Annotated in this window: 24 protein-coding genes and 1 tRNA gene; 10 read left to right on the top strand and 15 right to left on the bottom strand. The window is 58.4% G+C overall.

Features of this window, described 5'->3' with window-relative positions; genetic code table 11:
- Window positions 1-4: 4 nt before the first annotated feature.
- From RWV98_RS06145 to RWV98_RS06130, 4 genes are all read left to right on the top strand, one after another.
- Complete coding sequence (locus tag RWV98_RS06145) at window positions 5-1561, top strand: acyl CoA:acetate/3-ketoacid CoA transferase (protein WP_280960989.1); 1557 nt, start codon at window positions 5-7, stop codon at window positions 1559-1561.
- Window positions 1562-1766: 205 nt separating this feature from the next.
- Window positions 1767-2957, top strand: coding sequence for an acetyl-CoA C-acetyltransferase (locus tag RWV98_RS06140; protein ID WP_317864524.1), 1191 nt, complete (start codon window positions 1767-1769; stop codon window positions 2955-2957).
- 214 nt (window positions 2958-3171) lie between these two features.
- Window positions 3172-3987, top strand: a complete 816-nt coding sequence (locus RWV98_RS06135) for an enoyl-CoA hydratase-related protein (RefSeq protein WP_442872106.1) — start codon at window positions 3172-3174, stop codon at window positions 3985-3987.
- A 63-nt stretch (window positions 3988-4050) separates the two neighbouring features.
- On the top strand, window positions 4051-4926 hold the full coding sequence (locus RWV98_RS06130) for a 3-hydroxyacyl-CoA dehydrogenase family protein (protein ID WP_317865707.1): 876 nt from the start codon (window positions 4051-4053) through the stop codon (window positions 4924-4926).
- A gap of 202 nt (window positions 4927-5128) precedes the next feature.
- On the opposite strand, the gene RWV98_RS06125 is transcribed toward RWV98_RS06130, so the two are convergent.
- Together RWV98_RS06125 and RWV98_RS06120 are read right to left on the bottom strand one after the other, a co-directional pair.
- A complete protein-coding gene (locus tag RWV98_RS06125) occupies window positions 5129-5656 on the bottom strand; it encodes a nucleoside recognition domain-containing protein (protein WP_317864520.1) in 528 nt (175 codons plus the stop codon).
- A 129-nt stretch (window positions 5657-5785) separates the two neighbouring features.
- On the bottom strand, window positions 5786-6379 hold the full coding sequence (locus tag RWV98_RS06120; protein WP_280960986.1) for a nucleoside recognition domain-containing protein: 594 nt from the start codon (window positions 6377-6379) through the stop codon (window positions 5786-5788).
- 94 nt (window positions 6380-6473) lie between these two features.
- Here RWV98_RS06120 and RWV98_RS06115 point away from each other — a divergent pair, with 94 nt between their 5' ends.
- Window positions 6474-6716, top strand: coding sequence for an AbrB/MazE/SpoVT family DNA-binding domain-containing protein (locus RWV98_RS06115; RefSeq protein ID WP_280960985.1), 243 nt, complete (start codon window positions 6474-6476; stop codon window positions 6714-6716).
- Between the two features lie 56 nt (window positions 6717-6772).
- Here the strand turns inward: RWV98_RS06115 and RWV98_RS06110 are convergent, their stop codons facing one another.
- The 8 genes from RWV98_RS06110 to RWV98_RS06075 all read right to left on the bottom strand — a co-directional run bounded on the left by RWV98_RS06110 (window position 6773) and on the right by RWV98_RS06075 (window position 12877).
- Window positions 6773-7045, bottom strand: coding sequence for a sporulation transcriptional regulator SpoIIID (locus RWV98_RS06110; RefSeq protein ID WP_280960984.1), 273 nt, complete (start codon window positions 7043-7045; stop codon window positions 6773-6775).
- Between the two features lie 634 nt (window positions 7046-7679).
- Complete coding sequence (locus RWV98_RS06105; protein ID WP_280960983.1) at window positions 7680-8258, bottom strand: TetR/AcrR family transcriptional regulator; 579 nt, start codon at window positions 8256-8258, stop codon at window positions 7680-7682.
- Window positions 8259-8388: 130 nt separating this feature from the next.
- On the bottom strand, window positions 8389-8964 hold the full coding sequence (locus RWV98_RS06100; RefSeq protein ID WP_317864517.1) for a hypothetical protein: 576 nt from the start codon (window positions 8962-8964) through the stop codon (window positions 8389-8391).
- Between the two features lie 91 nt (window positions 8965-9055).
- Window positions 9056-9463, bottom strand: a complete 408-nt coding sequence (locus RWV98_RS06095; RefSeq protein ID WP_442872105.1) for a DUF3795 domain-containing protein — start codon at window positions 9461-9463, stop codon at window positions 9056-9058.
- 120 nt (window positions 9464-9583) lie between these two features.
- A complete protein-coding gene (locus RWV98_RS06090; protein WP_280960980.1) occupies window positions 9584-10753 on the bottom strand; it encodes a sodium ion-translocating decarboxylase subunit beta in 1170 nt (389 codons plus the stop codon).
- A gap of 15 nt (window positions 10754-10768) precedes the next feature.
- Window positions 10769-11143 (bottom strand): biotin/lipoyl-containing protein, encoded by a 375-nt coding sequence (locus RWV98_RS06085; protein WP_317864513.1) that lies wholly within the window; start codon window positions 11141-11143, stop codon window positions 10769-10771.
- A gap of 15 nt (window positions 11144-11158) precedes the next feature.
- Window positions 11159-11491, bottom strand: a complete 333-nt coding sequence (locus RWV98_RS06080; RefSeq protein WP_280960978.1) for an OadG family transporter subunit — start codon at window positions 11489-11491, stop codon at window positions 11159-11161.
- A 3-nt stretch (window positions 11492-11494) separates the two neighbouring features.
- On the bottom strand, window positions 11495-12877 hold the full coding sequence (locus tag RWV98_RS06075) for a pyruvate carboxylase subunit B (RefSeq protein WP_317864510.1): 1383 nt from the start codon (window positions 12875-12877) through the stop codon (window positions 11495-11497).
- A 302-nt stretch (window positions 12878-13179) separates the two neighbouring features.
- On the opposite strand from RWV98_RS06075, the gene RWV98_RS06070 reads away from it, so the two are divergent.
- Window positions 13180-13255, top strand: a tRNA-Arg gene (locus RWV98_RS06070).
- A gap of 125 nt (window positions 13256-13380) precedes the next feature.
- On the opposite strand, the gene RWV98_RS06065 is transcribed toward RWV98_RS06070, so the two are convergent.
- The 3 genes from RWV98_RS06065 to RWV98_RS06055 form a co-directional block, all read right to left on the bottom strand.
- Complete coding sequence (locus RWV98_RS06065; protein ID WP_317864509.1) at window positions 13381-13659, bottom strand: response regulator; 279 nt, start codon at window positions 13657-13659, stop codon at window positions 13381-13383.
- Window positions 13634-16174 (bottom strand): transporter substrate-binding domain-containing protein, encoded by a 2541-nt coding sequence (locus RWV98_RS06060; protein ID WP_317864507.1) that lies wholly within the window; start codon window positions 16172-16174, stop codon window positions 13634-13636. Before RWV98_RS06060 ends, RWV98_RS06065 begins: the two co-directional genes overlap by 26 nt.
- 92 nt (window positions 16175-16266) lie before the next feature.
- On the bottom strand, window positions 16267-17595 hold the full coding sequence (locus tag RWV98_RS06055; protein ID WP_317864505.1) for an ABC transporter substrate-binding protein: 1329 nt from the start codon (window positions 17593-17595) through the stop codon (window positions 16267-16269).
- A gap of 192 nt (window positions 17596-17787) precedes the next feature.
- Here RWV98_RS06055 and RWV98_RS06050 point away from each other — a divergent pair, with 192 nt between their 5' ends.
- The 3 genes from RWV98_RS06050 to RWV98_RS06040 all read left to right on the top strand — a co-directional run bounded on the left by RWV98_RS06050 (window position 17788) and on the right by RWV98_RS06040 (window position 18621).
- A complete protein-coding gene (locus RWV98_RS06050) occupies window positions 17788-17928 on the top strand; it encodes a hypothetical protein (protein ID WP_317864503.1) in 141 nt (46 codons plus the stop codon).
- Window positions 17929-17993: 65 nt separating this feature from the next.
- A complete protein-coding gene (locus RWV98_RS06045) occupies window positions 17994-18395 on the top strand; it encodes a cupin domain-containing protein (RefSeq protein ID WP_280960973.1) in 402 nt (133 codons plus the stop codon).
- A gap of 16 nt (window positions 18396-18411) precedes the next feature.
- The gene (locus RWV98_RS06040; RefSeq protein WP_317864501.1) at window positions 18412-18621 is read left to right on the top strand and encodes a tautomerase family protein; all 210 of its coding nucleotides are present in this window, start codon (window positions 18412-18414) and stop codon (window positions 18619-18621) included.
- 71 nt (window positions 18622-18692) lie between these two features.
- Here the strand turns inward: RWV98_RS06040 and RWV98_RS06035 are convergent, their stop codons facing one another.
- On the bottom strand, window positions 18693-21083 hold the full coding sequence (locus RWV98_RS06035) for a hybrid sensor histidine kinase/response regulator (protein WP_317864499.1): 2391 nt from the start codon (window positions 21081-21083) through the stop codon (window positions 18693-18695).
- 160 nt (window positions 21084-21243) lie between these two features.
- Here RWV98_RS06035 and RWV98_RS06030 point away from each other — a divergent pair, with 160 nt between their 5' ends.
- On the top strand, window positions 21244-22701 hold the full coding sequence (locus RWV98_RS06030; RefSeq protein ID WP_317864497.1) for a GntR family transcriptional regulator: 1458 nt from the start codon (window positions 21244-21246) through the stop codon (window positions 22699-22701).
- On the opposite strand, the gene RWV98_RS06025 is transcribed toward RWV98_RS06030, so the two are convergent.
- Window positions 22694-24493, bottom strand: coding sequence for a glycerophosphodiester phosphodiesterase (locus RWV98_RS06025; RefSeq protein WP_317864495.1), 1800 nt, complete (start codon window positions 24491-24493; stop codon window positions 22694-22696). The two genes, RWV98_RS06030 and RWV98_RS06025, sit on opposite strands and share 8 nt — an antisense overlap.
- Window positions 24494-24558: the final 65 nt, after the last annotated feature.

Below are 24558 nucleotides of genomic sequence, written 5' to 3'. Positions count from 1 at the left end.
AAAGATGAAGAAAGTAAGCATCATCACAGCGGAGGAAGCCGCCCTGAAGGTACAGGACGGCGATACCATCGCCACCGGCGGCTTTGTAAGCTGCGCCTGCCCGGAGGCCCTCTCCGGCGCGCTGGAAAAGCGCTTTTTGGAGACCGGACACCCCAGCAACCTGACCCTGTTCTTTGCGGCCGGTCAGGGCCACCGCGACGGCACCGGCGGCGACCACTACGGCCATGAAGGCATGGTAAAGCGCGTCATCGGCGGCCACTGGGACCGCGCGCCCAAGCTGGGCGATCTGGCGCTTGCGAACAAGATCGAAGCCTACAACCTGCCGCAGGGCGTTATCTCGCATATGTACCGCGATATCGCCGCCCACAACATCGGCACCATCACCCACGTCGGCCTGTACACCTTTGCCGATCCCCGCAACGGCGGCGGCAAGCTCAACGACTGCACCACCGAGGACCTCGTCAAGATCGTCAACATCGAGGGCGAGGAGCGCCTGCTGTACAAGGGCTTCCCGATCAACGTCGTGTTCCTGCGCGGCTCCTACTGCGACGAATACGGCAACTGCACCGTACATAGAGAGATCGGCCCGCTGGACGTCACCGCGATGGCGCAGGCGTGCAAGAACTCGGGCGGCAAGGTCATCGTGCAGGTCGAAAAGATCGTGCAGGGCGGCACGCTCGATCCCAAGCTCGTGGCGATTCCCGGCATCTACGTCGATTCCGTCGTCGTCGGTTCGGACGAAGAGAACATGCAGTGCCTCGGCATGCCGTATGACGGCGCGCTGACCGGCGAGTTCCGCATCCCCGTGGACGCGATTCCGCCCATCCCGATGGACGCGAAGAAGATCATCGCCCGCCGCGCCGCCATGGAGCTGCCCAAGGACGCGATCGTCAACCTCGGCACCGGCGCGCCTGAAAAGATCGCCAACGTCGCCGCAGAAGAAGGCATTTCCGATAACATGACGCTGACCGTGGAGGCAGGCTCCATCGCGGGCGTTCCCTACGGCGGTACCCAGTTCGGCGCCGCGGCGAACGCGATGTGCATCATCCCGCACAACGTACAGTTCGACTTCTATCAGGGCGGCGGCCTTGACGTTGCGTTCCTCGGCCTTGCGGAGACCGCGCCCAACGGCGACCTGAACGTTTCCAAGTTCGGCACCCGTCTGGCCGGCGCCGGCGGCTTCATCGATATCACCCAAAACGCCAAGAAGGTCGTTTACTGCGGTACCTTCACGGCCAAGGGCCTCAAGACCGACTGTGTCGACGGCAAGCTCGTCATCACGCAGGAGGGCGCGAAGAAGAAGTTTGTTAATTCGGTCGAGCACATCACCTTCTCCGGCGATTACGCCAACAAGGTGCACCAGCCCGTTCTGTACATCACCGAGCGCTGCGTGTTCGAGCTGCGCCATGAAGGCGTCACGCTGGTAGAAATCGCGCCCGGCATCGATCTGAAAACCCAGATCCTCGACCAGATGGAGTTCGTCCCCAAGATCGCCGACGATCTGAAGACCATGGACGAGCGCATCTTCAAGGATGAGCTGATGGGCTTGAAGCACGAGTAAAAGCCGCTCGTATTGCTGGCCTATCTTGCATCTATTCTGTGAAGGTTATGGGTATGTTGTTAATCTTTTCACATACTTTTTCAAAACCCCTTGCAAATTGAAAATAATTTGATAAAATATTAACGATGTGACCCATTTCCATATGTTTAAAACGCGCCGGTCACCCTCCGGCGCCCGTATGAGAGAAGAAAAGGAGAAACCATCAATGAACGTTTACATCTGTTCTGCCGCCCGCACCGCGATCGGCACCTATGGCGGCGCTCTGCGCGACGTGCCCGCCGCTCAGCTCGGTATTGCCGCCGCTAACGCCGCCATCGAGCGCGCCGGCGTAGACAAGGCCGCGATCAACGAAGTCCTGTTCGGTCAGGTATTGCAGGGCGGCGTGGGCCAGAACGTAGCCCGTCAGGTTATGGTGGGCGCGGGCCTGCCCCTCACCACCCCGGCTATGACGCTGAACAAGGTCTGCGCATCCTCCATGCGCGCGATCTCGCTGGGCGCTCAGGTCATCCGTTCCGGCGAAAACCAGCTGATGCTGGTCGGCGGCTGCGAATCCATGTCCGGCGCGCCGTACATCTCCCGCAACATGCGCTGGGGCGCTCGTATGAACGACGTCAAGTTCGTGGACATGATGGTTTACGACGGCGTGTTCGACGTATTTAACCAGTACCACATGGGCATCACCGCGGAAAACGTTGCCGAGAAGTACGGCATCACCCGCGAGATGCAGGATCAGATCGGCTACGATTCCCAGATGAAGGCCGCCAAGGCCATCGAGACCGGCCGCTTCAAGGACGAGATCGTTCCGATCACCGTCAAGCAGAAGAAGACCGAGGTCGTATTCGACACCGACGAGCACTGCCGTCCGCAGACCACGCTCGAGGGTCTGGCCAAGCTGCGCCCCGCCTTCAAGAAGGACGGCGGCACGGTTACCGCGGGCAACGCCTCCGGCATCAACGACGCTGGCGCCGCGATGATCATCGCTTCCGAGGATTACGTCAAGGCAAACGGCCTGAAGCCGCTGGCTAAGGTCCGTTCGTTCGGCTCCGTCGGCTGCGATCCGTCCATCATGGGCATCGGCCCGATCGAGTCCACCCGTCAGGCGCTGTCCCGCGCCGGCCTGACCGTTGCCGACCTCGACCTGATCGAGTCCAACGAGGCGTTTGCCGCGCAGGCTGCCGCCGTTAACCGCGAGCTGGGCTTCGATATGGAGAAGGTCAACGTAAACGGCGGCGCGATCGCGCTGGGCCACCCGATCGGCGCGGCAGGCTGCCGCATCACCACCACGCTGATCTACGAAATGATCAAGCGCGACCTGACCATCGGCCTTGCCACCATGTGCATCGGCGGCGGCATGGGCGAAGCCATCATCGTCGAGCGCGACGAGCTCTGCAAGTAATTCTTTTAGAAGAACGAAATGGGAAAACTGTCTGCAAATTAGTAATTAGTAGTTAGTAATTATTGGAGGCAAACCATGCGGAGTGCCGGTTCAAATCAGCGCTCCGCCCCCATTCGTTTCTGGTATCAAACATATCCATATCGTAAATGATTAGGCGTTCGTAATTTCTAATTACTAATTCCTAATTACTAATTAACAAGAGGTGTATTTGGAAATGACCGATGTAGTGATCGAAAAAAAGGGTCATGTAGCGATCGTTAAGATCGAGCACATGCAGGCTATGAACGCGCTCTCCACCGACATGTATGCGCAGCTCGAAGAGGCGTTCGGTGAAGTCGCAAAGATGGACGACGTTTACGCCGTCGTTCTGACCGGTTCCTCCACCGTCAACAAGAAGGGCAAGACCGTCAACTCCTTTGTGGCCGGCGCGGACATCGCCGAGATGTCCACCAAGACCGTTGAGGAAGGCAAGTTCTTCGGCAACGAATCCAACCGCGTTTGCTGGATGATCGAAAACTTCAAGCGTCCGGTCATCGCCGCGATTAACGGCTTCTGTCTGGGCGGCGGCTGCGAGCTCGCCATGGCCTGCGACATCCGCCTCGCTTCCGAGAACGCCGCGTTCGGCCAGCCCGAAGTCGGCCTCGGCATCACCCCGGGCTGCGGCGGCACGCAGCGTCTGGCCCGCATCGTGGGCCTTGGCAAGGCAAAGGAAATGCTCTACACCGCCCGCGGCAATTACACCGCGCAGGACGCGCTGGCAATGGGCCTTGTCAATTACGTATACCCGCTTGAAAACCTGCTGGACGAAGCCGTCAAGCTGGCGGAAGAGATCGCCGCGCAGGCGCCGATCGCTGTTTCGCTGGTCAAGGAAGCCGTTAACGTCGGCATGCAGACCGATCTGAACTCCGCCCTGAAGTTTGAAGGCAACGTCTTCGGCCAGTGCTTCGCTACCGAGGATCAGAAGTACGGCATGGCTTGGTTCCTCGATAAGAACCGCGACAAGCCCGCCAAGGAGTTCAAGAACAAGTAAACCGTTTCGCCATCCATCTAAGCAGTAAGAGAGAGCTGCAACGAGAGAGAAGAGAGGTTTTTCATAATGAAAATTTGTGTATTTGGCGCGGGCAACATGGGTGCGCGCATTGCTGAGGTATTTCTTAACGGCGGTCACGATGTCAAGCTGTTCGACATCAAGCAGGATTTCCTCGATCGCGGCGTTTCGATCATCGAGAAGGATCTGTCCTTCTTGGTTTCCAGAGAAAAGATCACCGAGGCCGACAAGGCTGAGCGCCTGAGCCGCCTTTCCACCACGGTGAACCGCAAGGACGCCTGCGAAGCCGAGTTCGTCATGGAGGTCATTCTGGAGCGCATGGACCTCAAGATCGACCTGCTGCAGGAGCTGGACGGCATTTGCCCGCCCCACACGATCTTCGCCTCCAATACCTCGGGCCTGTCCATCACCGAGATGGCCGCTTCCATCCCGCACCGCGCCGACAAGTTTATCGGCTGCCACTTCTTCAACCCGGCACAGATCATGAAGCTGGTCGAGGTCGTTCGCGCGATCCAGACCTCTGACGAGACCTTCCAGTTTGCATACGACCTGATGGCCGCGCTGGGCAAGACGCCGGTCGCCGTGGACGAAGGCCCGGGCTTTGTCGTAAACCGCATGCTGATCCCGATGATGAACGAAGCCATCGGCATCTACGCGGACGGCATCGCCAGCCCTGCTGATATCGACATCGCGATGCAGCTCGGCGCGAGCATGAAGTCCGGCCCGCTGCACACGGCGGATCTGGTTGGCCACGATGTAAACCTCGCTATTATGGAAAACATTTATCACGAGACCGGCGACACCAAGTACCGCCCGCACCCGCTGCTCCGCAAGATGGTGCGCGCGGGCTGGCTGGGCGTTAAGACCGGCAAGGGCTTCTTCGATTACGACGGCCCGTTCGGCAAGGAGATCATCAAGTAAGCCCCTTGGCCGATTTCCAACAACGGCAAAATCCCCGTCAGGTTTTTCCTGACGGGGATTTTTTCTTCCTATTTTTGTGTGAATATATTACCATTGCGCTAAAAAGTTATCACTATTTGCACAAGCGATTATAGATTATTTTGTTTGTTTCGACAAACTTCCTGTCATTCTATGGATTTTGTCGAAAAAAAGAGATATAATGTCATTTGTACGGAAACATGACGCGCACCATGGCGGCCGAAACGGCAAAAGCCGTCAAGTCTGCGCAAAGAGCGGCAAACACCATATAACGCATTTTGGATAGCCCCAAGTGCCCGCTATATACGCTGATGGTATATAGACTAGTCTCTGAAGAACCCAGCATCACCGCCGCGACGCGGCCGGCGTAGCTATCCGGTCCGCATCGCTGCATAATCTCGCTGCCCAGCGCCAGCCCTCCGCCGCCGCTGATCGGCTTTAGCAGCGTCAGCGCCGCGCACTCCTGCGGTATCCCAAACAGATTCAGCACCGGCGCCAGCGCGGCCGCGGCTATGTCTATCGCGCCGGAAGCGCGCAGCATGTATACAACGGTAAGCATGCCCACCATGGTGGGCAGTATGCTTACCGCTGTCTGCAACCCGCTCTTCGCCCCCCGCAGGAACGTTGGGAATACATCCACACCTTTATACAGTGCGTATAATCCAACGGCGGCCAGCATAAGCGGCACCAACCCGGCTTGCATTAAACGCATGGTTTTGCACTTCACCCTTTCCTGATTTGACGAGCTATTCAATTTTTAGGAAATACTTTAGGAAATGTTTTGCATTTCGACAAATTTTTCGCTTTCCATGTGCAATAATACAAAATGTAATTGGGTCCGCTATTTCCCCCGATTTTTCTCCGGGAACAAAGGGCGCATCAGCCGCCCGCTGATCAATACCGCCGCAACAGATGTAATCGATGCCACCCATACCGCCGGCATAATGTCAAACGGCGCCGCGGAGCCGCAGGCGCCTCGCACCGCCGCCACGGTGGATGGAATGAGCTGGATCGAAGCGGTGTTCAGCGTGATCAGCGTCAGCACCGTGTCCGGAGAGCCGCGCCGCCCCTCAAGGGTGTACAGGCGGTCCACCGCCTTAAGCCCCAGCGGGGTAGCCGCATTCGACAAGCCAAGCAAATTGGCCGTTACATTGGCGCTGACCGCCTCCATCGCCTCTCTATCGCGCGACGCCGCGCCGAACAGAGGGCGAAGCACCGGCATGAGCAAACGCGAAAGCTTTTCCGCCAGCCCGGACGCGCTGATCAGCTCCATCAGGCCGCTCCAAAAGCACATCAGCCCGGCGATGCTGATGGCAAGCGTTACCGCCTCCGCCGCTCCCGTACTTACTGCCGCCGTTACCGCGTCCAACCGGCCGGTGGCAACGCCACAGACCAGCGAAAGCACCAAAAAACAGACCCATACAACGGAAAGCACCTGGCTTTCCCCCTTTCCCTCGCACGCAAGTCCCTTTTGAGGGCTTGGTGATAGAAATGAAAAGACCCAACAAAGAAATGAAGGAGTGTTACACATGAAATCCACCGGCATTGTTAGAAAGGTCGATGAACTCGGAAGAATCGTTCTCCCCATCGAGCTGCGCAGAACATTGGATATCGACGTAAAGGACGCGCTCGAAATCTACGTGGACGGCAACCAGATCATCCTGAAGAAGTACGAGCCCGCCTGCGTCTTCTGCGGCAACGCGAAGGACGTTATCCATTACAAGAACAAGAACGTCTGCAAAGCCTGCATGAAGGAAATCGCCAGCCTGTAAGATTCCCCCGGCATATTTACGGCCGCCCCTCCGCCAAAGGAAGGGCGGCCGCCTTTTTATGGCCTGCCTGCCGGTGAAGCCGCTTTTACGCGGTACTTTTCCCGAGTCGCCATGCCGCCGCGGATGTGGCGTTCGTTTTTATTCTTGCGCAGCACGGCCTGCACGCCGTCGAACAGCTCACGGTTCAGCGTTTTCAGCCGCGTGGTAATATCCTTATGTACGGTTGATTTAGAAATACCGAACCGCGCCGCCGTTTGCCGCACGGTCGCCTCATGCTCGATCATATAATGTGCGAGCTGGATCGCCCGCTCCTCGGGTAAGCCTTTCACCGTCGTCCCCCCTGCCGTTTCGCACTGTCGTTACTAACACTGTATGCAGGGCGTCCGGCGGGTAGACCCGCGAAATAAAGAACAGCCGGGAAAGCAAGCGTAGCTTGCTTTCCCGGCTGTGAGGCTGTCGAAACAAAGCCCCATTTCGATCGAGTATTCCGGCTTCTGCGCGCGCCTTACAGGCAGAAGGTGAATTGCCCCTTTGGGGCAATAGAAGCCGGCCTGGGCCGCACTTGAAGTCGGTTTGTAAAAAAACCGAGATACATGCTCAATGTCACTAAGATAAGGGAAGCGCACAGGAAAAAACAAGGGATTCACCGAGCTAGTAGGGCGCGACGCCTCGGCGCGCCATCTCGAAGGGACGTAACACTTCCTGAGAAACCATGTCCCTTCGCTCGGCCGTACCAGCCTGTTTGATGCTCTCACTTACCCCGGTGCTTCGCTCTCGGCGCGCCGAGGGCGTCGCGCCCTACATGTTCTGTGCTTGCGATACCTTTTTGTCTTGTCTGACCTTAACTTAATGACATTGGATACATGCTCCCGGTTTTTATGAATTTTGCCGCAAGCGGCAAAATCCAATTTTATGCACGCTGCGGCGTGAGGACTTTTTCGACATGCTTTCCCGGCTGTTTAGCTATCTTCTCATCAGCGCGCCGATGCCGTGCGTGTGGTAATCGACCAGCAGGGTGATGCTGCGCCGCACCCCGCGCGGCCGGACGCGGCTTTTCAGAATTTGTATGAGGCCGTCGATCAGGTTATGTACAATGATCTTTGCGAGCAGCTCGCGGTCATCGTCGTCGGCCAGCAGCGGCTCCGTCTTGGCCGCCAGAATGTCAATGAGCGTAGCCTTAAGCCCTTCGTACCGCGTGCCCTGCGCCTGCTCCATGATCAACAGCAGGCCGTATTTTTCGTTCAGGCAAAGCTGGATAAACGCTTCGTCCACCAGCAGCTGATATTCCGGCATGCCGACCGCTGGATCGAACCGTTTGTCTCGCAGGCGCAGCACCACGCTGCGCAGGCCGTCGGCCGCGTTATCCGTCAGCTCATAGAACAAATCCTGCTTGCTTTTAAAGTAATGGTACATGTTGCTTTTGCTGATATTCACTTTATCCGCAATCATTTGCAGCGATGTACGCGCATAACCCCGCTCCAGAAAAAGGTGCTGTGATTCCAGCAAAATCTTGTGGCGCAGCTCATCCTTCAACGTCTGCATAATAAAGACCACCCATTCATTTCTGTATCTATTATATCAAATATCGACCAAATGTCAATCGAACCCCGGTTCCTCGGCAAAAAATATTCCGGCGTTTCTGCCGCCGGAATACGCGCCTCGCGCTTTCGTTTTATTTGTCTTCCGCCGTCACCTTGGGCACATGCGGCCGGTCTTTCGTCGTGGCGAACTGAAACGCGACGCCCGATAAGGCCAGCAGAACGCCCACCAGAAGCGGCATCCACGCCGACCCTGTCGCAGCCCCCGGCATGAGCGAGATCAGCATCTGGCCCGCGTTCAGGCCGCCGCTGACGGCGCTGACAAGGATCATGACCACCCGCGTCGCCTTGACCGACGCAATGCCGATCAGCAGGCCGGCCAGCGCGCCCACCGTCCAGCCGAGCCATGTCGTTTCGATCAGCATGCGGCAAAGCAGCAGCGTCAGCCCGCTGGTAAACACGAATACGCCCGCCAGATACAGTTTAAATGAAACAAGCACCAGCAGAACGCCGAGCGCCATGCTGAGCAGTACGCCCAGCGCCATGTGCAGCGCAAAATGCGAGCTAATCACGCCGCCCACAATAAAGCCGATCACAAAGCAGGTCGCCGCGATCCAAACACGCTGCAGCCGATACCCCAGAAAGCAGTTGACCAGTGCAAAAATAATACCGAACGCGAGCATAATCCCCGATAACCCGTCCAGTTCCATAAAGCTTCCTCCCCTATTTCTGATAGGACTATCATACCGCAAATTGCCTTATCATGCAACAAAACCGCACGAACTTATGCAATTTTGTACATTATTTGCCCTTTGGCTCTTGGCATTCGCTGCATTCATCGTCGTGTAGGGATATCACGCCGCCGCATTTGGCGCAGGTAAACGCTTGGCGCTGGCTTTGCATAAACGCCTCCAGCCCTTCCGCCTCCACCGTCCGGCTATTCTGCATCAAGCTGGCATGATAGCGCTTATGATAGCTCTTTTCAAGGTTCTTGATTCGTTGACAGGGATATTCCGCGCACTGATAGCAATACGAAAGGCCCTTTTCGCGGACGCAGTCCTTGATTTTGCAGGCCCTGCAATGCTCCGGTTTGCCTTCGTCACTGTACAGGCAGCCCAGGCAGGGCTTCTTATGGTAGCAATGCTTATAGCAGACCGTGCAGTTCATCCCACAGGGCGCGAACATCCTCGGGTCCATCCGTTGCGGCATTTTCATACGCTTCCCCTTTCTGTATCGCCGTTTAGAGTATCATACCGCTTTTTCACACGTTGCGCAATAAAAACGGCCGCGCACAAGCTGCACAGCCGTTTTTATTACTCTTTTCTTTGATCAGCCGCCGAACACCTTGATCATAAAGCCCGCGGCGACAGCGGAGCCGATGACGCCGGCCACGTTCGGGCCCATGGCGTGCATGAGCAGGAAGTTAGCCGGGTTGGCCTTCTGGCCCTCTACCTGCGCGACGCGCGCGGCCATCGGCACGGCGGAAACGCCGGCCGAGCCGATCAGCGGGTTGATCTTGCCGCCGGACAGCTTGCACATCACCTTGCCGAAGATCAGGCCGCCCGCCGTGGACAGCATGAACGCAAGCAAGCCAAGCACAATGATCTTGATGGTATCCCAAGACAGGAAGGTCTCCGCGACCGCCTTACAGCCGACAGACAGGCCGAGGAAGATCGTGATGATGTTGATCAGTGTGTTTTGCGCCGTATCGGACAGACGGTCCACCACGCCGCATTCGCGAAACAGGTTGCCCAGCATCAGCATGCCGATCAGCGGCGCGGTTTCCGGGATCAGGCCGACGACAATGATCGTGACCGCGACCGGGAACACGATCTTTTCCGCCTTGGATACCGGACGGAGCTGCTCCATTTTGATCTCGCGCTCCTTCTGCGTCGTCAGCGCGCGCATGAGCGGCGGCTGAATCAGCGGGATCAGCGCCATGTAGGAATAAGCGGCAATCGCAATCGCGGGCAGGAACGCCGGGGCGAGCTTGGAGGCCGTCAGGATAGCGGTCGGGCCGTCCGCGCCGCCGATTACGCCGATCGCCGCCGCGACCGCTTCCGGGAAGCCGAGCGCGAGCGCGAGCAGGAACGCGGAGAAAATGCCGAACTGCGCGGCCGCGCCGAGCAGCATGGAGGAGGGCCGCGCGATCAGCGGGCCAAAGTCGGTCATCGCGCCGATGCCGAGAAAGATGATGGACGGATAGATCGCGTGCTGCACGCCCTGATAGAACACCCACAGCATGCCGGGGCTGGTCATGGTGCCGTCCGCCGCGACGACCGGACCGTTTAAAAGGCCGGTGAGCGGAAAGTTGGCCAGCAGGATGCCGAACGCGATCGGCACGAGCAGCAGCGGCTCAAACTTCTTACCAATGCCGAGATAGAGCAGCACGCACGCGATGAGGATCATCACAAGGCTGCGCGGGTCCTGTACCATGGCGGCGAAGCCGGATTCGGTAATGATTTTTTCGAGCACACCGATGAAGGAAAAGTCTCCCATATTCGACGCCCCCTGTTACAGCGCGCACAGAACAGCGCCGGTATCTACGGCCGCGCCCTTTTGCACACTGACCGAAGAGACGACGCCGTCATGCGGCGCGCAGATCTCATTTTCCATCTTCATCGCTTCGAGGATGAACAGCACGTCGCCCGCCTTGACCTGCTGGCCGACAGCGCAGCGCACGTCTAGGATGGTGCCGGGCATGGGCGCCGCCACGGTCTCGCCGCCCGCGGCGGGCGCTGCCGCCGGAGCCGCCGTTGCGGGCGCTGCGGCCGGCGCTGCGGGAGCTATGGGAGCCGCCGGTGCGTCGCCCTTCAGCACGGCGGTGGCCTGCCCCTTTTCCACTTCTACTTCATATTGCTTGCCGTTCAGCGTTACGATATACTTCATGTCGATTACCCCCTTTTACAGTGCTCGAATGGATTTGAAAACAAGCTGGTCCGGCGTCACGCCGAGCTCGTCGCTGACAATGGCCATGATGCAGGCCGCGGTCAAGTCGTTCACGCCGGAAAGCTGCACCGGCGCCGCCACCGGGGCGGGCGCGGGCACGGGCGGGCGAACGGGCGCGGGGCCGGGCGCTGCGGCTGCCGGCGCGGCGGACATGCTGCCCGCGATGGAACCGACCGCGCGGGAAATCGCCACGATGATGATGGAGAGCACCGCCAGCATGATGAAAACGATTACAATACCGGATACCGCGATCATCAGCGATTCCGTGGTCATATTGCCGATCAACATGGTTTACCCTACCTCCCTGATGGTGTACTGCGCGACAAAAGGCTTTTCCGCGTCGCGAATATCAAAATACTGCTCGGCCTGCTGCGGGAAGGCGATGTAGCTGAGCACGTCCTCCTCGCTTTCCGCGCGGCCGCCGAGGTATTCCTTCGCCTTGTCGAACTCAGGCTCCAACGTATCGGCATAGCGCGTGGTGAGCGGCTGTTCGCCGCCCAGCACCTTTTCCGCCAGCGCGGCGTCGATGCTGCCGGGCGCTTTGCCGTATTCGCCGCGGATATAGCTTTTGATTTCCTTGCCGATGGACTTATACCGCTCGCCGAGCAATACGTTGACCGTCGCCTGCACGCCGACCATCTGGGAAAGCGGCGTTACGAGCGGCGGATAGCCCAGATCCTCGCGCACGCGGGGCGTTTCCGCCAGCACCGCGTCCAGCTTGTCGATCGCGTTCTGCGCCTTGAGCTGCGCGACCAGATTGGACAGCATGCCGCCCGGAATCTGGTAGACGAGCGCATCGGTCTTGGTCGACAGCACATAAGGATCGAACACGCCGCTCGCCGCGAATCTTTGCTGCACGGGAATGAAAAAGTCGTTTACTTTTTTCAGGATCTTGGTATCCACGCCGCAGTCGAAGCCCATCTGCGCCAGCGTATAGACAAGCGATTCCGTGGCGGGCTGGCTGGTGCCGCCCGAGAAGCACGAGGTCGCGCAGTCGATCCCGGCCGCGCCCGCCTCCGCCGCCTTCAGATAGGTCATGTAGCCAAGGCCCGTGGTCGCGTGCGTGTGCACGTAGATCGGCAGGCTGATATTCTCCCGCAGCGCGCTGACCAGCTCAAAGCATTCCTTCGGGCTCATGATGCCCGCCATGTCCTTGATGCAAAGGCTGTGGCAGCCCATTTCCTCGATCTGCTTACCGAGCGAGACGAACAAATCAAGGTTGTGGATCGGACTGAGCGTATAGCAGATGCAGCCCTGCGCGTGGCCGCCCGCGGCGATGCATTCCTGTACCGCGACTTCGATATTGCGCATGTCGTTCAGCGCGTCGAATATGCGGATGATATCCATGCCGTTTTCGATGCTTTTTCGCACGAAGCGGCGCACGGTATCGTCGGAATAATGGTGATAACCGAGCAGATTTTGACCGCGCAGCAGCATTTGCAGCTTTGTGTTTTTCATGTGCGATTTGATCTTCCGCAGCCGTTCCCACGGATCCTCGTGCAGATAGCGCAGGCAGGAATCGAACGTTGCCCCGCCCCAGCATTCCACCGAGTGATAGCCGGCCTGATCCATCTCGTCCAGCACAGCTTCAAAATCCGCAAACGGCATCCGGGTGGCGATCAACGACTGCTGCGCGTCGCGCAGCACGGTTTCCGTAATGTGCATTTGTTTCACGTTTCGATGCCCTCCTTTTAACCGCTAAAATAGGCCTTCGGTGGGAAAAGCCCCCTACTGACCCATTTTAATTACTTGTATTCTATCATTTTTATTGAGCCGGTGCAATGGCATTCTTGTGGAAATTGCCGAAATTCATAAATATTCGGGCTTTATATTTTCCATTCTCATTCTCGATTGACTTTTCCTTCGTTGTGCGGTATCATAAAAAGCGCGGACCGCATAAGCCTAGTATGTGATTTTTGCCGTCCCTTACCAGTTTTTCATTCCATATTCTCGCGCGCCGCGAAAAAAAATCATACGCCCCGGTAGCTCAGGGGATAGAGCAACCGCCTCCTAAGCGGTAGGTCGGACGTTCGAATCGTCTTCGGGGTGCCAAAAGGAAAAGCCGCACGTCTTGAGAAATCAAGACGTGCGGCTTTTTCCTATTTTCTAAGCAACCCAAAGCGCCAATCATTGTGGTGCCCTGCGTCATCCAAATTGTCTTACTGGATCGCGGCGGCTCAGCGGCGCTTTACCGCCTGATGCAGCACCTGATAGAGATAGTCGGCGTCCACCGGTTTCGTCACGAAGCCGTTCATTCCCGCCTTCATGGCCGCGTCCACGTCCTCCTGAAAGGAGTTGGCCGTCATGGCGATGATGGGAAGGCTTCCGGCGTCCGGCCGGTCCATGGCCCGGATTTCCCGCGCGGCATCCAGACCGTTCAGCTCCGGCATCTGGATATCCATGAGGACGGCCTGAAACTCCCCGGGCGCGCTATCCCGGAAGAGGGCAACGGCCACCGCCCCGTTTTCGGCCCGGCTCACCTTGGCGCCCTGGAAGCTCCAGCAGCTCGGTGGCGATCTCAGCGTTCAGGTCGTTGTCCTCGGCCAGCAGGATACGCAGCCCGTTCAGGGACTGCGACTGCCCGGAGGACTCCGGCGCGGACGCTTCGCCGCCCAGAGGGAGAGACACCGTGAAGTAAAACTCGCTGCCCTGACCCAGCGCACTCCTAATTTTCAGTTCCCCGCCCATCAGTTCCACCAGCGTTCGGCTGATGGCAAGGCCCAAGCCGGTTCCCTGACTCTTGGCCAGATTGGGGCCCACCTGCTCAAAGGCGCCGAAGATTCGCTCCTGATGCTCGGGCGCGATGCCCACGCCGCTGTCCGCCACCTGAAAACGGTAGCTCGCCCGCCCGTCGCCCTGTTCCGTCTCGGTGACGGTAAGGCGGACCCAGCCGCCGGAGGGGGTAAACTTGAACGCGTTGGAAACCAGATTGGTCAGAATTTGCTTGAGACGCACAGCGTCCCCCAGCACGGCGTCGTCGGCGAGGTCCCGCACCACCGAAAAACTGATTTCACGCCGGCCGGCCTCCGAGGCCATCATGCTCTCCAGATCGGTCAGGAGCCGTTCCAGAGAGAAGGGCTCGCTCGAGACCGTCATCATGCCGTTGTCAATGCGGCTCATATCCAAAATGTCGCTGATGAGGCTTAATAAGTAGTGCGAAGAGGCGCGGAGCTTCAACAGATTCTCCCGCACGCCCTCCGAGACATCCTCTCTCCGGCAGGTGAGCTCACTCAGACCCACGATGGCGTTCATGGGGGTGCGGATCTCGTGACTCATGCGGGAGAGGAACTCTCCCTTGGCCCGGCTGGCGGCCTCCGCCCGCTCCAGCTCGCCCATCATGCGGGCGGCGCGGATGCGGGAGCGGGCGACCACCAGCAGCAGCACGCCCAGCAGCAGGAAGATGCCGGCGCATAGGGACACGAAAAGAAAGGGATTGGCGTAGACCAGCTCCACCACGGAGAGGTGGCCCGCCCCCACCGAAATCAGGTTTTGATTGACCAGCGTGACCTTGTCCTCGCTGCTCAGGCTGTTAACGGCCTTGTTTAAGATGGTGAGCAGCTCCACCGTGGTGGGCCGGGGCAGCGCAAAGCAAATGTCGTTGCGATTGTTGACGAGGGTGTTGGGCACGACGTTGGAAAAGTGGTGCTCCTGAATGACCTGCTCGATCCGGGCGGATAGGCCGTAAACGAAGTCCACCTCGCCCCGGTTTACGGCCGCAAGGGCATCCGGCACGTTGCGGTAGGTCCGCTCCTCGGCGGCCCGTATGCTGGCGGGGATATGCCGCCCCTCCATGACCGCGCCCACCAGCCCCTCGGCGGGGAAGCTGACCGACTTGTTCCGGGCGACGATGTCGTTGAGGGTGGCATAGGTGCTGGACAGGGCCATATCCAGCTCCACGCCCTCATCCGTCGTACCCAGAAAGGCGCCGAGCATATCGGCCTCGCCCCGGCGCACCAGCTCAATGGCCTCGGCATAGCTATCCGCGGTCACATAAGTAAAGGTAAGGCCGGTGTACGCCGCCACCCGGTCCAGAACGTCCGGGATCAGCCCATTGTGGAGGTTGTTGGCTGACTCCAAGCAGTAAAAGGGGTGCCACTGGTCCACCACCGCCACCGATACGGTCTGCTTCCGGCGAATGTATGCCATTTCCTCCTCGTTTAAAAAAATACTGGCGATGCCGCTGTCTGTGAAGTTGGCGTCGTAGCGGTCCTGCGCGAAGCTGGGGCTTGCGTCGGCAATCTTCTCCAGCGCCATGTTGAGCTCGGCCAGAATGTCCGGGCGGTCCGGCGTCGTGACGATATAATGGGGCTGGGAATCGAACGCGGCCACCGGGCGGAAGGCTTCGTCGCTGTCCGAGCTGTTGCCCAGCAGCATGTCGACCTCTCCATCCTTCAAATAGTGGTACAGGTTCCCTTCCTCGGACATCTGCTCGCCGCTGTAGTAGACGATGGTGCAATCGATTTGGTTGATGGTAAGAAAACTTTGCAGCCTATGGATATTCTCCTCGGCGCGGTCGTAGACGCCGATGGTCTTTCCTGCCATGCTCTCCCAGTCGTAAGCCCGTATGCTCTCATCGTCCCTGCGGGAGAGCAGAAAGGCTTTGGTATAACCCGCGTTGTAGTCCGGGTAGGCGAAGTACTGCTCCAGCGCGGGCTGATAGTAGGCTCCGCCCAACAGGTCGTATTCCCCGTTCATAAAGCCCGAGAGGGCCGAGTCGCTGTCCATATCCACATATTCATATTTCCAGCCGGTGTAATTGGCAATTTCGTTAAGATAGTCCACCACGATGCCGTGCCGGTTGCCGAATTCGTCCGTTTCCGTGAACCCGGGCACCTGCGGGAACGGAACCTTTAAAATCCGTTCCGACGCCGCTGCCGCCCGGACGCCGCCACAAAAGACGGATACAAACGCGACGGTCAGGGTCAGCAGCAGGGCCCCGCACCGCAAGACTGCCCGTCTTAAGTTGCTCATGTTGCGCTCCCCTTTCCCGGGACGGTACTCCCGGCTTATCGTTACATTACCCGTTGATACAAGCTGATACGCCTTATTATGTTACCATAAAATCAATCGTCTGTCCAACCTTCCCCCACGGCGGCGCCCCCATATTTGGAGATCTCCTCCCGCTGTATGGCGTCGTATTCCGCCGTCACTTCCGCCACGCTCCGCCCCTGACAGAGCTGCTGGCTCAGCTCCCGCACGGTATCCCACACGTTAAAATGCAGGCGAAAGTCCTGATTAGGAATCTGCCCGCCCTCAGCCACGCAGGCAATCAGCAAATCCGACTGGGGAATGTCCGGGGCCGTGGCATTTCGGGAAGAAGAGATTTTCCCTTGATTGTTGGCGAAGGAATCCAGCGTTTCCGTCCGGCCCAGCGCCTCCACGATGGCGACGGCCGCGTCCAGATGCTGGGAGCCCGGGTTGACCGCCAGCCTCTGGTCGGCGCCCACAACGCAGATAGAGCCGCCTTCCAGCACCGGCAGGGGCGTCATTTGGATTTCAAACGGATAGCCGCGGAAGGCCTTGCCGCGATAGAGGGCGCAAATAAAGGCGCAGTTCCTCTCCGCGAAAAATTCCCGCTCTTCTTCCCGGGATGGCAGCGTGTCTAGCGCCCGCTCCGGGTCCATATACCCCTTGTCGATCAGCATTTGGAGGAATGCAAAGCCCTTTTCCATATAGGTGCTGACGGGCGTAGCGCCGTTCGACACGGCCTCCACCTTCTGCGCGCAGCCCTCCCCCTGATAGAGGTCGTATAGGCCTGCGCACATCACCGGGACCGTCAGTGCAAAGTCCTTGTTGGCGCCATAGGGCAGTATTCCGTTTTCCTTCAGCGTTTGGCATACGTGCAGGAATTCCTCCAGATTTTCCGGCACGTTCAGGCCATACTCGCGCAGCATATCCACATTCCATATAAAGCCGAAACAAGTGTAGGACAGCGGAAGGGAGAATACCTTCCCGTCATAAGTGCTCTGTATCAGCGCGTCCTGAGACAGGTTCCCCGTGAAATCCAGATCGGACATATCGTAGATATAGCCCTTCTCGTCAAATTCCAGCACGTCCTCCGCCGGGATCAGGTAGAGGTCGTCCGCCGTCCCCGAGGAAAGGCGTTTGAGCAGAAGCTCCCTGTAGGAAAGGCCCTCGTCCGCGTAAAAGTTGGCGGAATCGCTGTAAACCATGATATTGGTGCTTCCGTCCTGATTCAGGACTGTTTTGCAGCAATCTTCTATGGCGTCCGAAACCTCTTCGTTCTGCGTGAAAATCGTGATGGGCGTTTCCGGAATGCTGTGGTCCAGATAGAGCTCGGGATCTGTCTGTCCCATTCCGCAGCCGGCCCCCACTAGGGCCAAAACCGTAAGGGCGACCAGCAGCCCCGCTTTTGTAAGCTTTCTTTTCATGATAACTCCCCCCGTATCGCTTTAATACCGCCGTCATGGCGATGATCTGCATGAGAAAAACCGAGCTAGACAGGGCGACCCCCCACCCAAGCTTTCGACGGGTTATGTCCGAACGGACAGGCCGCCCCTGCCGCATCTTCATCAGGGCGCCTGATTTTACTATCATTATACCGGATGAAAGAAGGAGATTCAATGAATTTTATCTTCACACAGTGGCTGCGCCGCGCGTGCGAAGCTTTCCACAACACCGAAGCCTTGCTGTCGAACGGCGTCAATCTGCTGAGTAAAACGTTGGCGCTTTCCGCTTACAATAAATTTCAAATTTTCTCTTGACATGGAGTTTACTCCAAGTGATAAGATGTCGGTAGGACAAACACGATGCAAAGGAGGCGCGATCATTGACCGAACCCAAATCAGGAATTTTTGAAAGAGGTCCCGCAAACACAGGCTATGCCCAGTATTTTATCGGCCAAAGTTATCTGAACATGCTCACAACCGAGGGGGTGGGCATCGGTAACGTGACGTTTGAGCCCGGCTGCCGCAATAACTGGCACATCCACCACAAGGGCGGGCAGATATTGCTGGTGACCGCCGGACGCGGCTGGTATCAGGAATGGGGCCGGCCCGCGCGCGAGCTTCACGCGGGCGACGTTGTCAACATCCCGCCCGAGACCAAGCACTGGCACGGCGCCGCGCGCGACAGCTGGTTCGTGCACCTTGCGGTGGAGGTACCGGCGGAAGGCGCTTCCAACGAGTGGCTCGAACCGGTCGGCAACGAGGAATACGATCAATTAACGTAAAGGAAGTCTTTTTACCATGCCACATATCGACATCACCATGTTCCCCGGGCGGGATCATGACACCAAAGCCGCCCTCGCGCAAAAGGTACAGCGTTTTATCGCACAGGACCTTGGCATAGAGGAAAGAGTCGTATCGGTATCCATCCGTGATATCCCCAAGGACAAATGGGCCGAGCACATGGCCGCATTTGAAGAGGATACCCAATTCATCAAGCCCAAGGCCTGACCGGGGGCGCATAAAAAAACGGTCCGGCAAGGAGCTCGCCTGATGGCGGCGCACCCTTGCCGGACCATTTATTATGCAAGACAGGCTTGTATCACACGGTACAGCTCGGCCACGTCGATCGGCTTGGCCAGATGGCTGGTCATGCCGGCTTGCTTCGCCGCGACGACGTCCTCCGCGAACGCGTCGGCGGTCATGGCGATAATCGGTACCGTCGCCGCGTCGGCGCGGGAAAGCGCGCGGATGACGCGGGTCGCGGCCAGACCGTCCATCACCGGCATTTGAATGTCCATCAGGATCAGCGCGTAATACCCTTCCGGAACGTTTTCAAACCGTTCTATCCCCTGCTTGCCGTTGCACGCCGTGTCGACGATCGCGCCGGTCCGCTGCAACAGCTCAACCGCGATCTCACGGTTCAGTTCGTTATCTTCTACCAGAAGCAGGCGCTTGCCCGAAAAATCATAAGTGGGCTGCACGCTTTTTTCCGCCTTTTGCTGCAAAACGTATCTTTTAATCCCATAGCACAGCGTGGAGCGAAAAATCGGCTTTTGCAAAAAACCGTTGACGCCCGCCCGCTTTGCGACATCCTCGATATCGCTCCAATCATACGCGGACATGATGAGGATGGGGAATTGACGGCCCACCTTCTCGCGGATACGCTCGGCGGTGTGCAGGCCGTCCAGCTCGGGCATTTTCCAATCCAAAATGACCGCGTCGTAATCGCGCCCTTCCCGGCTGGCCCGCACGACCTTTTCCACCGCGTCCGCTCCGCTGGAGGTGCATTCCGCTTTGACCTGCAATTCACCGAGCAGCTGCTCCAAATATTCCAGCGTGTACGCGCCGTCGTCCACCACGAGGACCTTTAGCTCCGGGAACCGGCAAAGCTCCGTCGCGGTATCGTCGATCTCCATGGGCAGGCGGACGACAAAGGTCGTGCCAACGCCCACCTCGCTCTGCACCTCGATGCTGCCGCCCAGCAGCTCGACAAGACGTTTGGTGATCGCCATGCCCAGCCCGCTGCCCTCGGTCTTATCCACGCGGCTGTCCTGCTCGCGGGAAAAGGGATCGAAAATGTGTTCGAGATAGCCTGCGCTCATGCCGATGCCCGTATCCGCCACCCGAATGCGCAGTTCCGCGCCGGCCGGCGCTGTCCCCGGAAACTCTTCGATATCCACCGTCACCGCGCCGCCGGACGGCGTGAATTTGGACGCGTTGGACAGCAGGTTGATCAGAATCTGCCGCAGGCGCAGCGCGTCCGAGCAATAGCGCTCGTGCCGCACATGATGCAGCTGCACGGCAAACTGCTGCTCCCTCGCCTTGATGCTCGGCTGTGTGATCGTTACCACGTTTTCCAGCAGCTCGGGCAGGGATACCGGCGCGGTATTGATCGCGATATTGCCGTTTTCGATCCGGCTCATGTCCAGCACATCGTTGATCAGGCCCAGCAAATGGCGGCTGGACAGCTCGATCTTGCCAAGGCAGTCGAGCATTTTTTCCGGCTCGTTCAGGTGCGCCTTGGCAATATCCGTCATGCCGACGATCGCGTTCATGGGCGTGCGGATATCATGCGACATATGGGATAGGAAATCCGTTTTGGCCCGGCTCGCATGTTCCGCCAGTTCGAGCGCCTGCTGTAGCTCGCGCGCCTGCTGCTCCAGCTTTTCCTGCATACTGCGCAATTCGGTCTCGTTCGTGATGTCGATAAAAATCGCCAGATAGATATAGTCCCCGCCCTGCCGGTCGACGCAGGAGGCGTTGACTTGCAGCCAAAAGGTCTTGCCCGCGCTGTTTTCCACATGGATCACAAAATGCACCGGTTTTCCCGCGGTCAGCTCCTGCCGGTGGGCTCGGATGACTTCCTCGTTCTGCTTCAGGTTGTTTTGAAAAATAACGGCGGCCGTGTCGATCCGGCTGCTTCCCGCGCCGAAAAACGTATTGAACTGGCTGTTTACTTCCATGATTCGGATATGCATTTCCGGGTCAATCCGGTATTTTGCCACAAAGCCGGGCAAATTGTCATAGGCGGCCGTTTGCTCGATCCGCTGCTGCATGCTTTCCGTGACATCGGTCATAACGGTATAGGAGACCTGCCGGCCGTCGATGTATTCATCCGTGAAGGTGGCCGTCATCTGTACCCAAATGTATTCCCCGCTCTTGCGGCGCATTCTGGAAGTGAGGGTGTAGCCGTTCCTTCCGGTGGACAGCGCCTTCATGACGGCGTCCGTCAATTCCGCAAGCTCCTTGTCATCGTGTATGCCGAGCGCGTCGTTCACATAATAAGTATCGCAATGGTTGTGGTATAGCGCTTCGTATTCCTCTTTGGGGTAGCCGATCAGATCATAATAAAACGAGTTGGCCCACACCATTGTAAAATGTTCATCCAAAAGATGCTTGCTGACGCTGACATGCAGCATATTCATCAGCGTTGCATATTCATAATCCTTCCCTTGGGTCGTCATATCCATATTGAAGCCTTTCCTTTTTCAGGTCGCAATTCGCTTCCGCCTGTCTTTCTCGTGTTGACTATAGGTTTATTTTATTCCTTCTCTAATGAATAAGCAAGTGTTTTGTACCGCGCCAAACTATGGTATACTGGTTGCAGATCAGGCCAAGGGAGGGCGACCGGTGAAAGGGGAAAACATTCTATACGAAACGCTGTATCAATCCATCCTCACGCAGCTTTACAGCGGCGCGATCCGCTGCGGGCAAAGCTTGCCCTCCCAGCGGGAGCTCTGCCGCCAGTATCACGCGGGCATCACCACGGTCAGAAGGGTCATCCGCATGCTGGAAGCGGATGGGTATATCCACGCCGCGCCGGGCAAGCGCGCGGTCGTTTGTTTTGATGAAACGGATGAAGGCTATGTATCCGCGCTGCTCCAGCGGCGCGAGAGCATCCTTGATCTTTATGGCGGGTTGGAGCTGATTATGCCGCCGCTATACGCCAAAGGGGCGCAGCGCGCCGATATCGGCGCGCTTTACGCCGTGATACGCGACCTGCGCCAAGAAACCGAGGAATTCCGCATCCATAGGCAGGTGTCGCGTTTTCTCACCACGCTGCTCCTGCCTTGTCAAAATCCGGTCATCATGGATCTGCGGGCGGACATGGAGCATTACGCGCGCCTTCCGTACCTGCCCTCCTCCCGGCTCGCCAATCCCTTTTCGACAAGCGTCGCGCTGGCGGAAGCCACCCTTGCAAGCATCTTGCAGCCGATTGAACAGCGCGACCCCGCGGCGCTGACGCGGCGGCTGGAAAAGCTGTACCGCGACGGGGCAACGCGCGCCGCCGTCTATCTAGACGGGCTGAACCAGCGGTATCCCGCCGAGCGCCCCGCAGTCGCTTATCAGTGGTTTTGCGGAAAGGGACACGTTCCGCTGTACACCGTCGTGGCCCGCAGCCTTTATAAACGCATGGAAGCCGGCGCGTTTGACGGAAGCGCCTACCTGCCCTCCGTTCCCGCCTTGATGAACACCTATGAAATCTCCAAATCGACCGCCTGCAACGCCGTTGCGCTGCTCAGCGACATCGGCGCCGTCCGCGTGCTGGATAAAAAGGGCATCGAACGGCGGGTAGGCGGCGCGCTGGCGCCGCTTCGGCTGGATATTCCGGTGATCTGCGAGCACCTTGTTTTATATTTGGATGTGATGCAGATCCTCTCCGTCTGCACAAACCGGCTTTCCCATGCCGCCGCCGCCACGCTGGACGCGCGGCAGGCGGAGGCGCTCGCCGCTATGTGGCGCGATTCGGTCGAACGGCGCACCACACACATCGTGCAAATGCTGTTGGAATTTTTGCGGCGGCACGCGCCGTATCACTGTCTGCGCACCATCGTCCGGCAGTTCGACGATATTCTGATTTGGGGCCATTACCTAAACCGGTTGGCGCCCGCTCCCGAAGAGCAAAAAGCTTTGACACAGCAGATCACGCAGGCCTTTTCATCGCTGTGCGACGCGCTCCAGCAAAACGATCTGCATCGCTTCTCCGCCTGTTTTCAGGCCGTTTTTCAGGCGGCTTATCATCATTCCCGCAACCGGCTGCGGCGGCATCCCACGCTTGCCGCTCAGCTCCCCGCGAGTTTCAGTTGACGCCGCTTTGCTCCGGCTCGCCGAAAAACAGCGCGGTCAGATCGTCCATCCACAGATCCGCGCCGTTGGTCTCCATGCAATATGCCGCGAGCAAGGCGTTATCGGTCACAAGGCCGTCCACCTGACAGCGCAGCAGTTTGTTCAGGGTCTTGATCGAATTTGCCGTCCAGCCATAGATTTTTTTGTGCTGGGCGTGCGCGTCCGCCACGGTTTCCAGCGAAAGCGAGCTGGTCTCCACGCTGTAACTATCCACATACGGCAGGTCGTAGCGGTCGGAGATCAGCAGCGCGGAGATATAGACCGTTTCTATTTCCGGAGCCAGCTGTTTGACGCGGCGCAGCGTTTCCAAATCCATCGAGGCGATGCTGCACTGGGTTTCCATGCCGTATCGCCGGATCGTGTCCAGCACGGCCCGTTCCATCCCGCCGGGACCTTTCAGTTCGATCATCAAATCGATGCGGTCTTTGGCCGCGCGCAGCATATCCGCCAGCGTGGGCACCGGCTCGCCGGCATAGGCGGGAGAAAAAGAAGCGCCCGCGTCGAGCGGACGCACCTCCGGCCACGCGGCCGCCCGCACCGTCAGGTCCGCGCCGGTCGTTCGACGGAAGTCAGAATCGTGTAAAACGATGAGCGTGCCGTCGCGCAGCTGCTGAACATCGATCTCGGCCGCGTCCGCTCCGTCCCTTATCGCGTTATGCAGCGCCGCCACGGTGTTTTCCGGCGCGAACAGGCCGCCCGCCCGGTGCGCGACGATTTGCGTTTCATGCTCTCCCGCGCTGAAAAACGCGCCGCCCAGCTCGGTCTCGCTCATAAAAAGCAGCATTACGACCGCCGCCGCCGCAAACAGGCTTCGCCAAATCAGCTTTTTCGCGCGCTTTTTTGGGCGTTTTTCCTTTGCCGGGCGCTTTTCTGCGCGGTAAGCATGGTATAGTGAGATGATGACGGCGCATAGTAACACAGAGACCACCGCGCCCATGCTCACGGTATTAAGCCGCTGTAAAATCACCATATAAAACGCAAAGCGCACGCGCGCCTGCGCGGGCGGAAACAAGATCCGGCAGCCGGCGGCCACCAGAATCACGGCCACCGCCGCCGCGAAAAGAACGGTCGCGGCCAGCAGCGCGCCAAGCAGCAGCATGGTCCCGCCCGTTTTGGCCCTTCTCCCCCGGATGAGCCGCAGGCTTTCGCGCCATGCCGCCGGGAAAGAAGCGCCGTGCAGCAACATCGCCGGCATGCCGAACACAAAACCGAACAGCAGCAGGTTGCACGCTATGATGATAGCCGCGTACGACAGCGCCAGCCGGGGCGTGGACCGCAGGTATTCCGCAACAAATTCGGGTACCCGCACCGTTTGCAGCCAGCCGCTCGCCATGGAAAAAACAGAAAGCAGCAGCGGCAGCGCCAAAGAAAGCACCGCGACCTTTTTTGGGCGGAACAATCCGGCGGTGCGCTTGCCCCCCTCTTTCCACATATCCCAAAGCGTGATACGCCGCCGCTCCCACCCCGCTTCGCAATACATCAGCAGTGCGACCACCTCAAACAAAAGGTAAAACGCGAGCAGAAGCAGCGTGGCCGCGATCAAAAGCAGCGCCAGCGGCGACCGGAGCAACGCGCCGATGTCCTGCTGCCCCACATGCGGCAAGCCGAGCAGGCGCGGCAAGATGGCAAGCTGCACGCGGATTTCCGGGAAAAGGAAGGCATACCCTATGGTTTTATAGATCACCGCAAAGCCAATGAGCGTATCCCAGTTGCGCAGCACCATGCCAAACACTTCGGCCACACGCTTTCTCATTCGCTTTGCTCCTTTCTCTCTTGTTTTTCCATTCAAAATGCGCTAAAATAAGCTTTGGCATTTCA

This window comes from Agathobaculum sp. NTUH-O15-33, assembly GCF_033193315.1.
GTDB classification, from domain to species: domain Bacteria; phylum Bacillota; class Clostridia; order Oscillospirales; family Butyricicoccaceae; genus Agathobaculum; species Agathobaculum faecihominis_A.
This window is presented reverse-complemented; position numbering and strand designations above follow the sequence as displayed.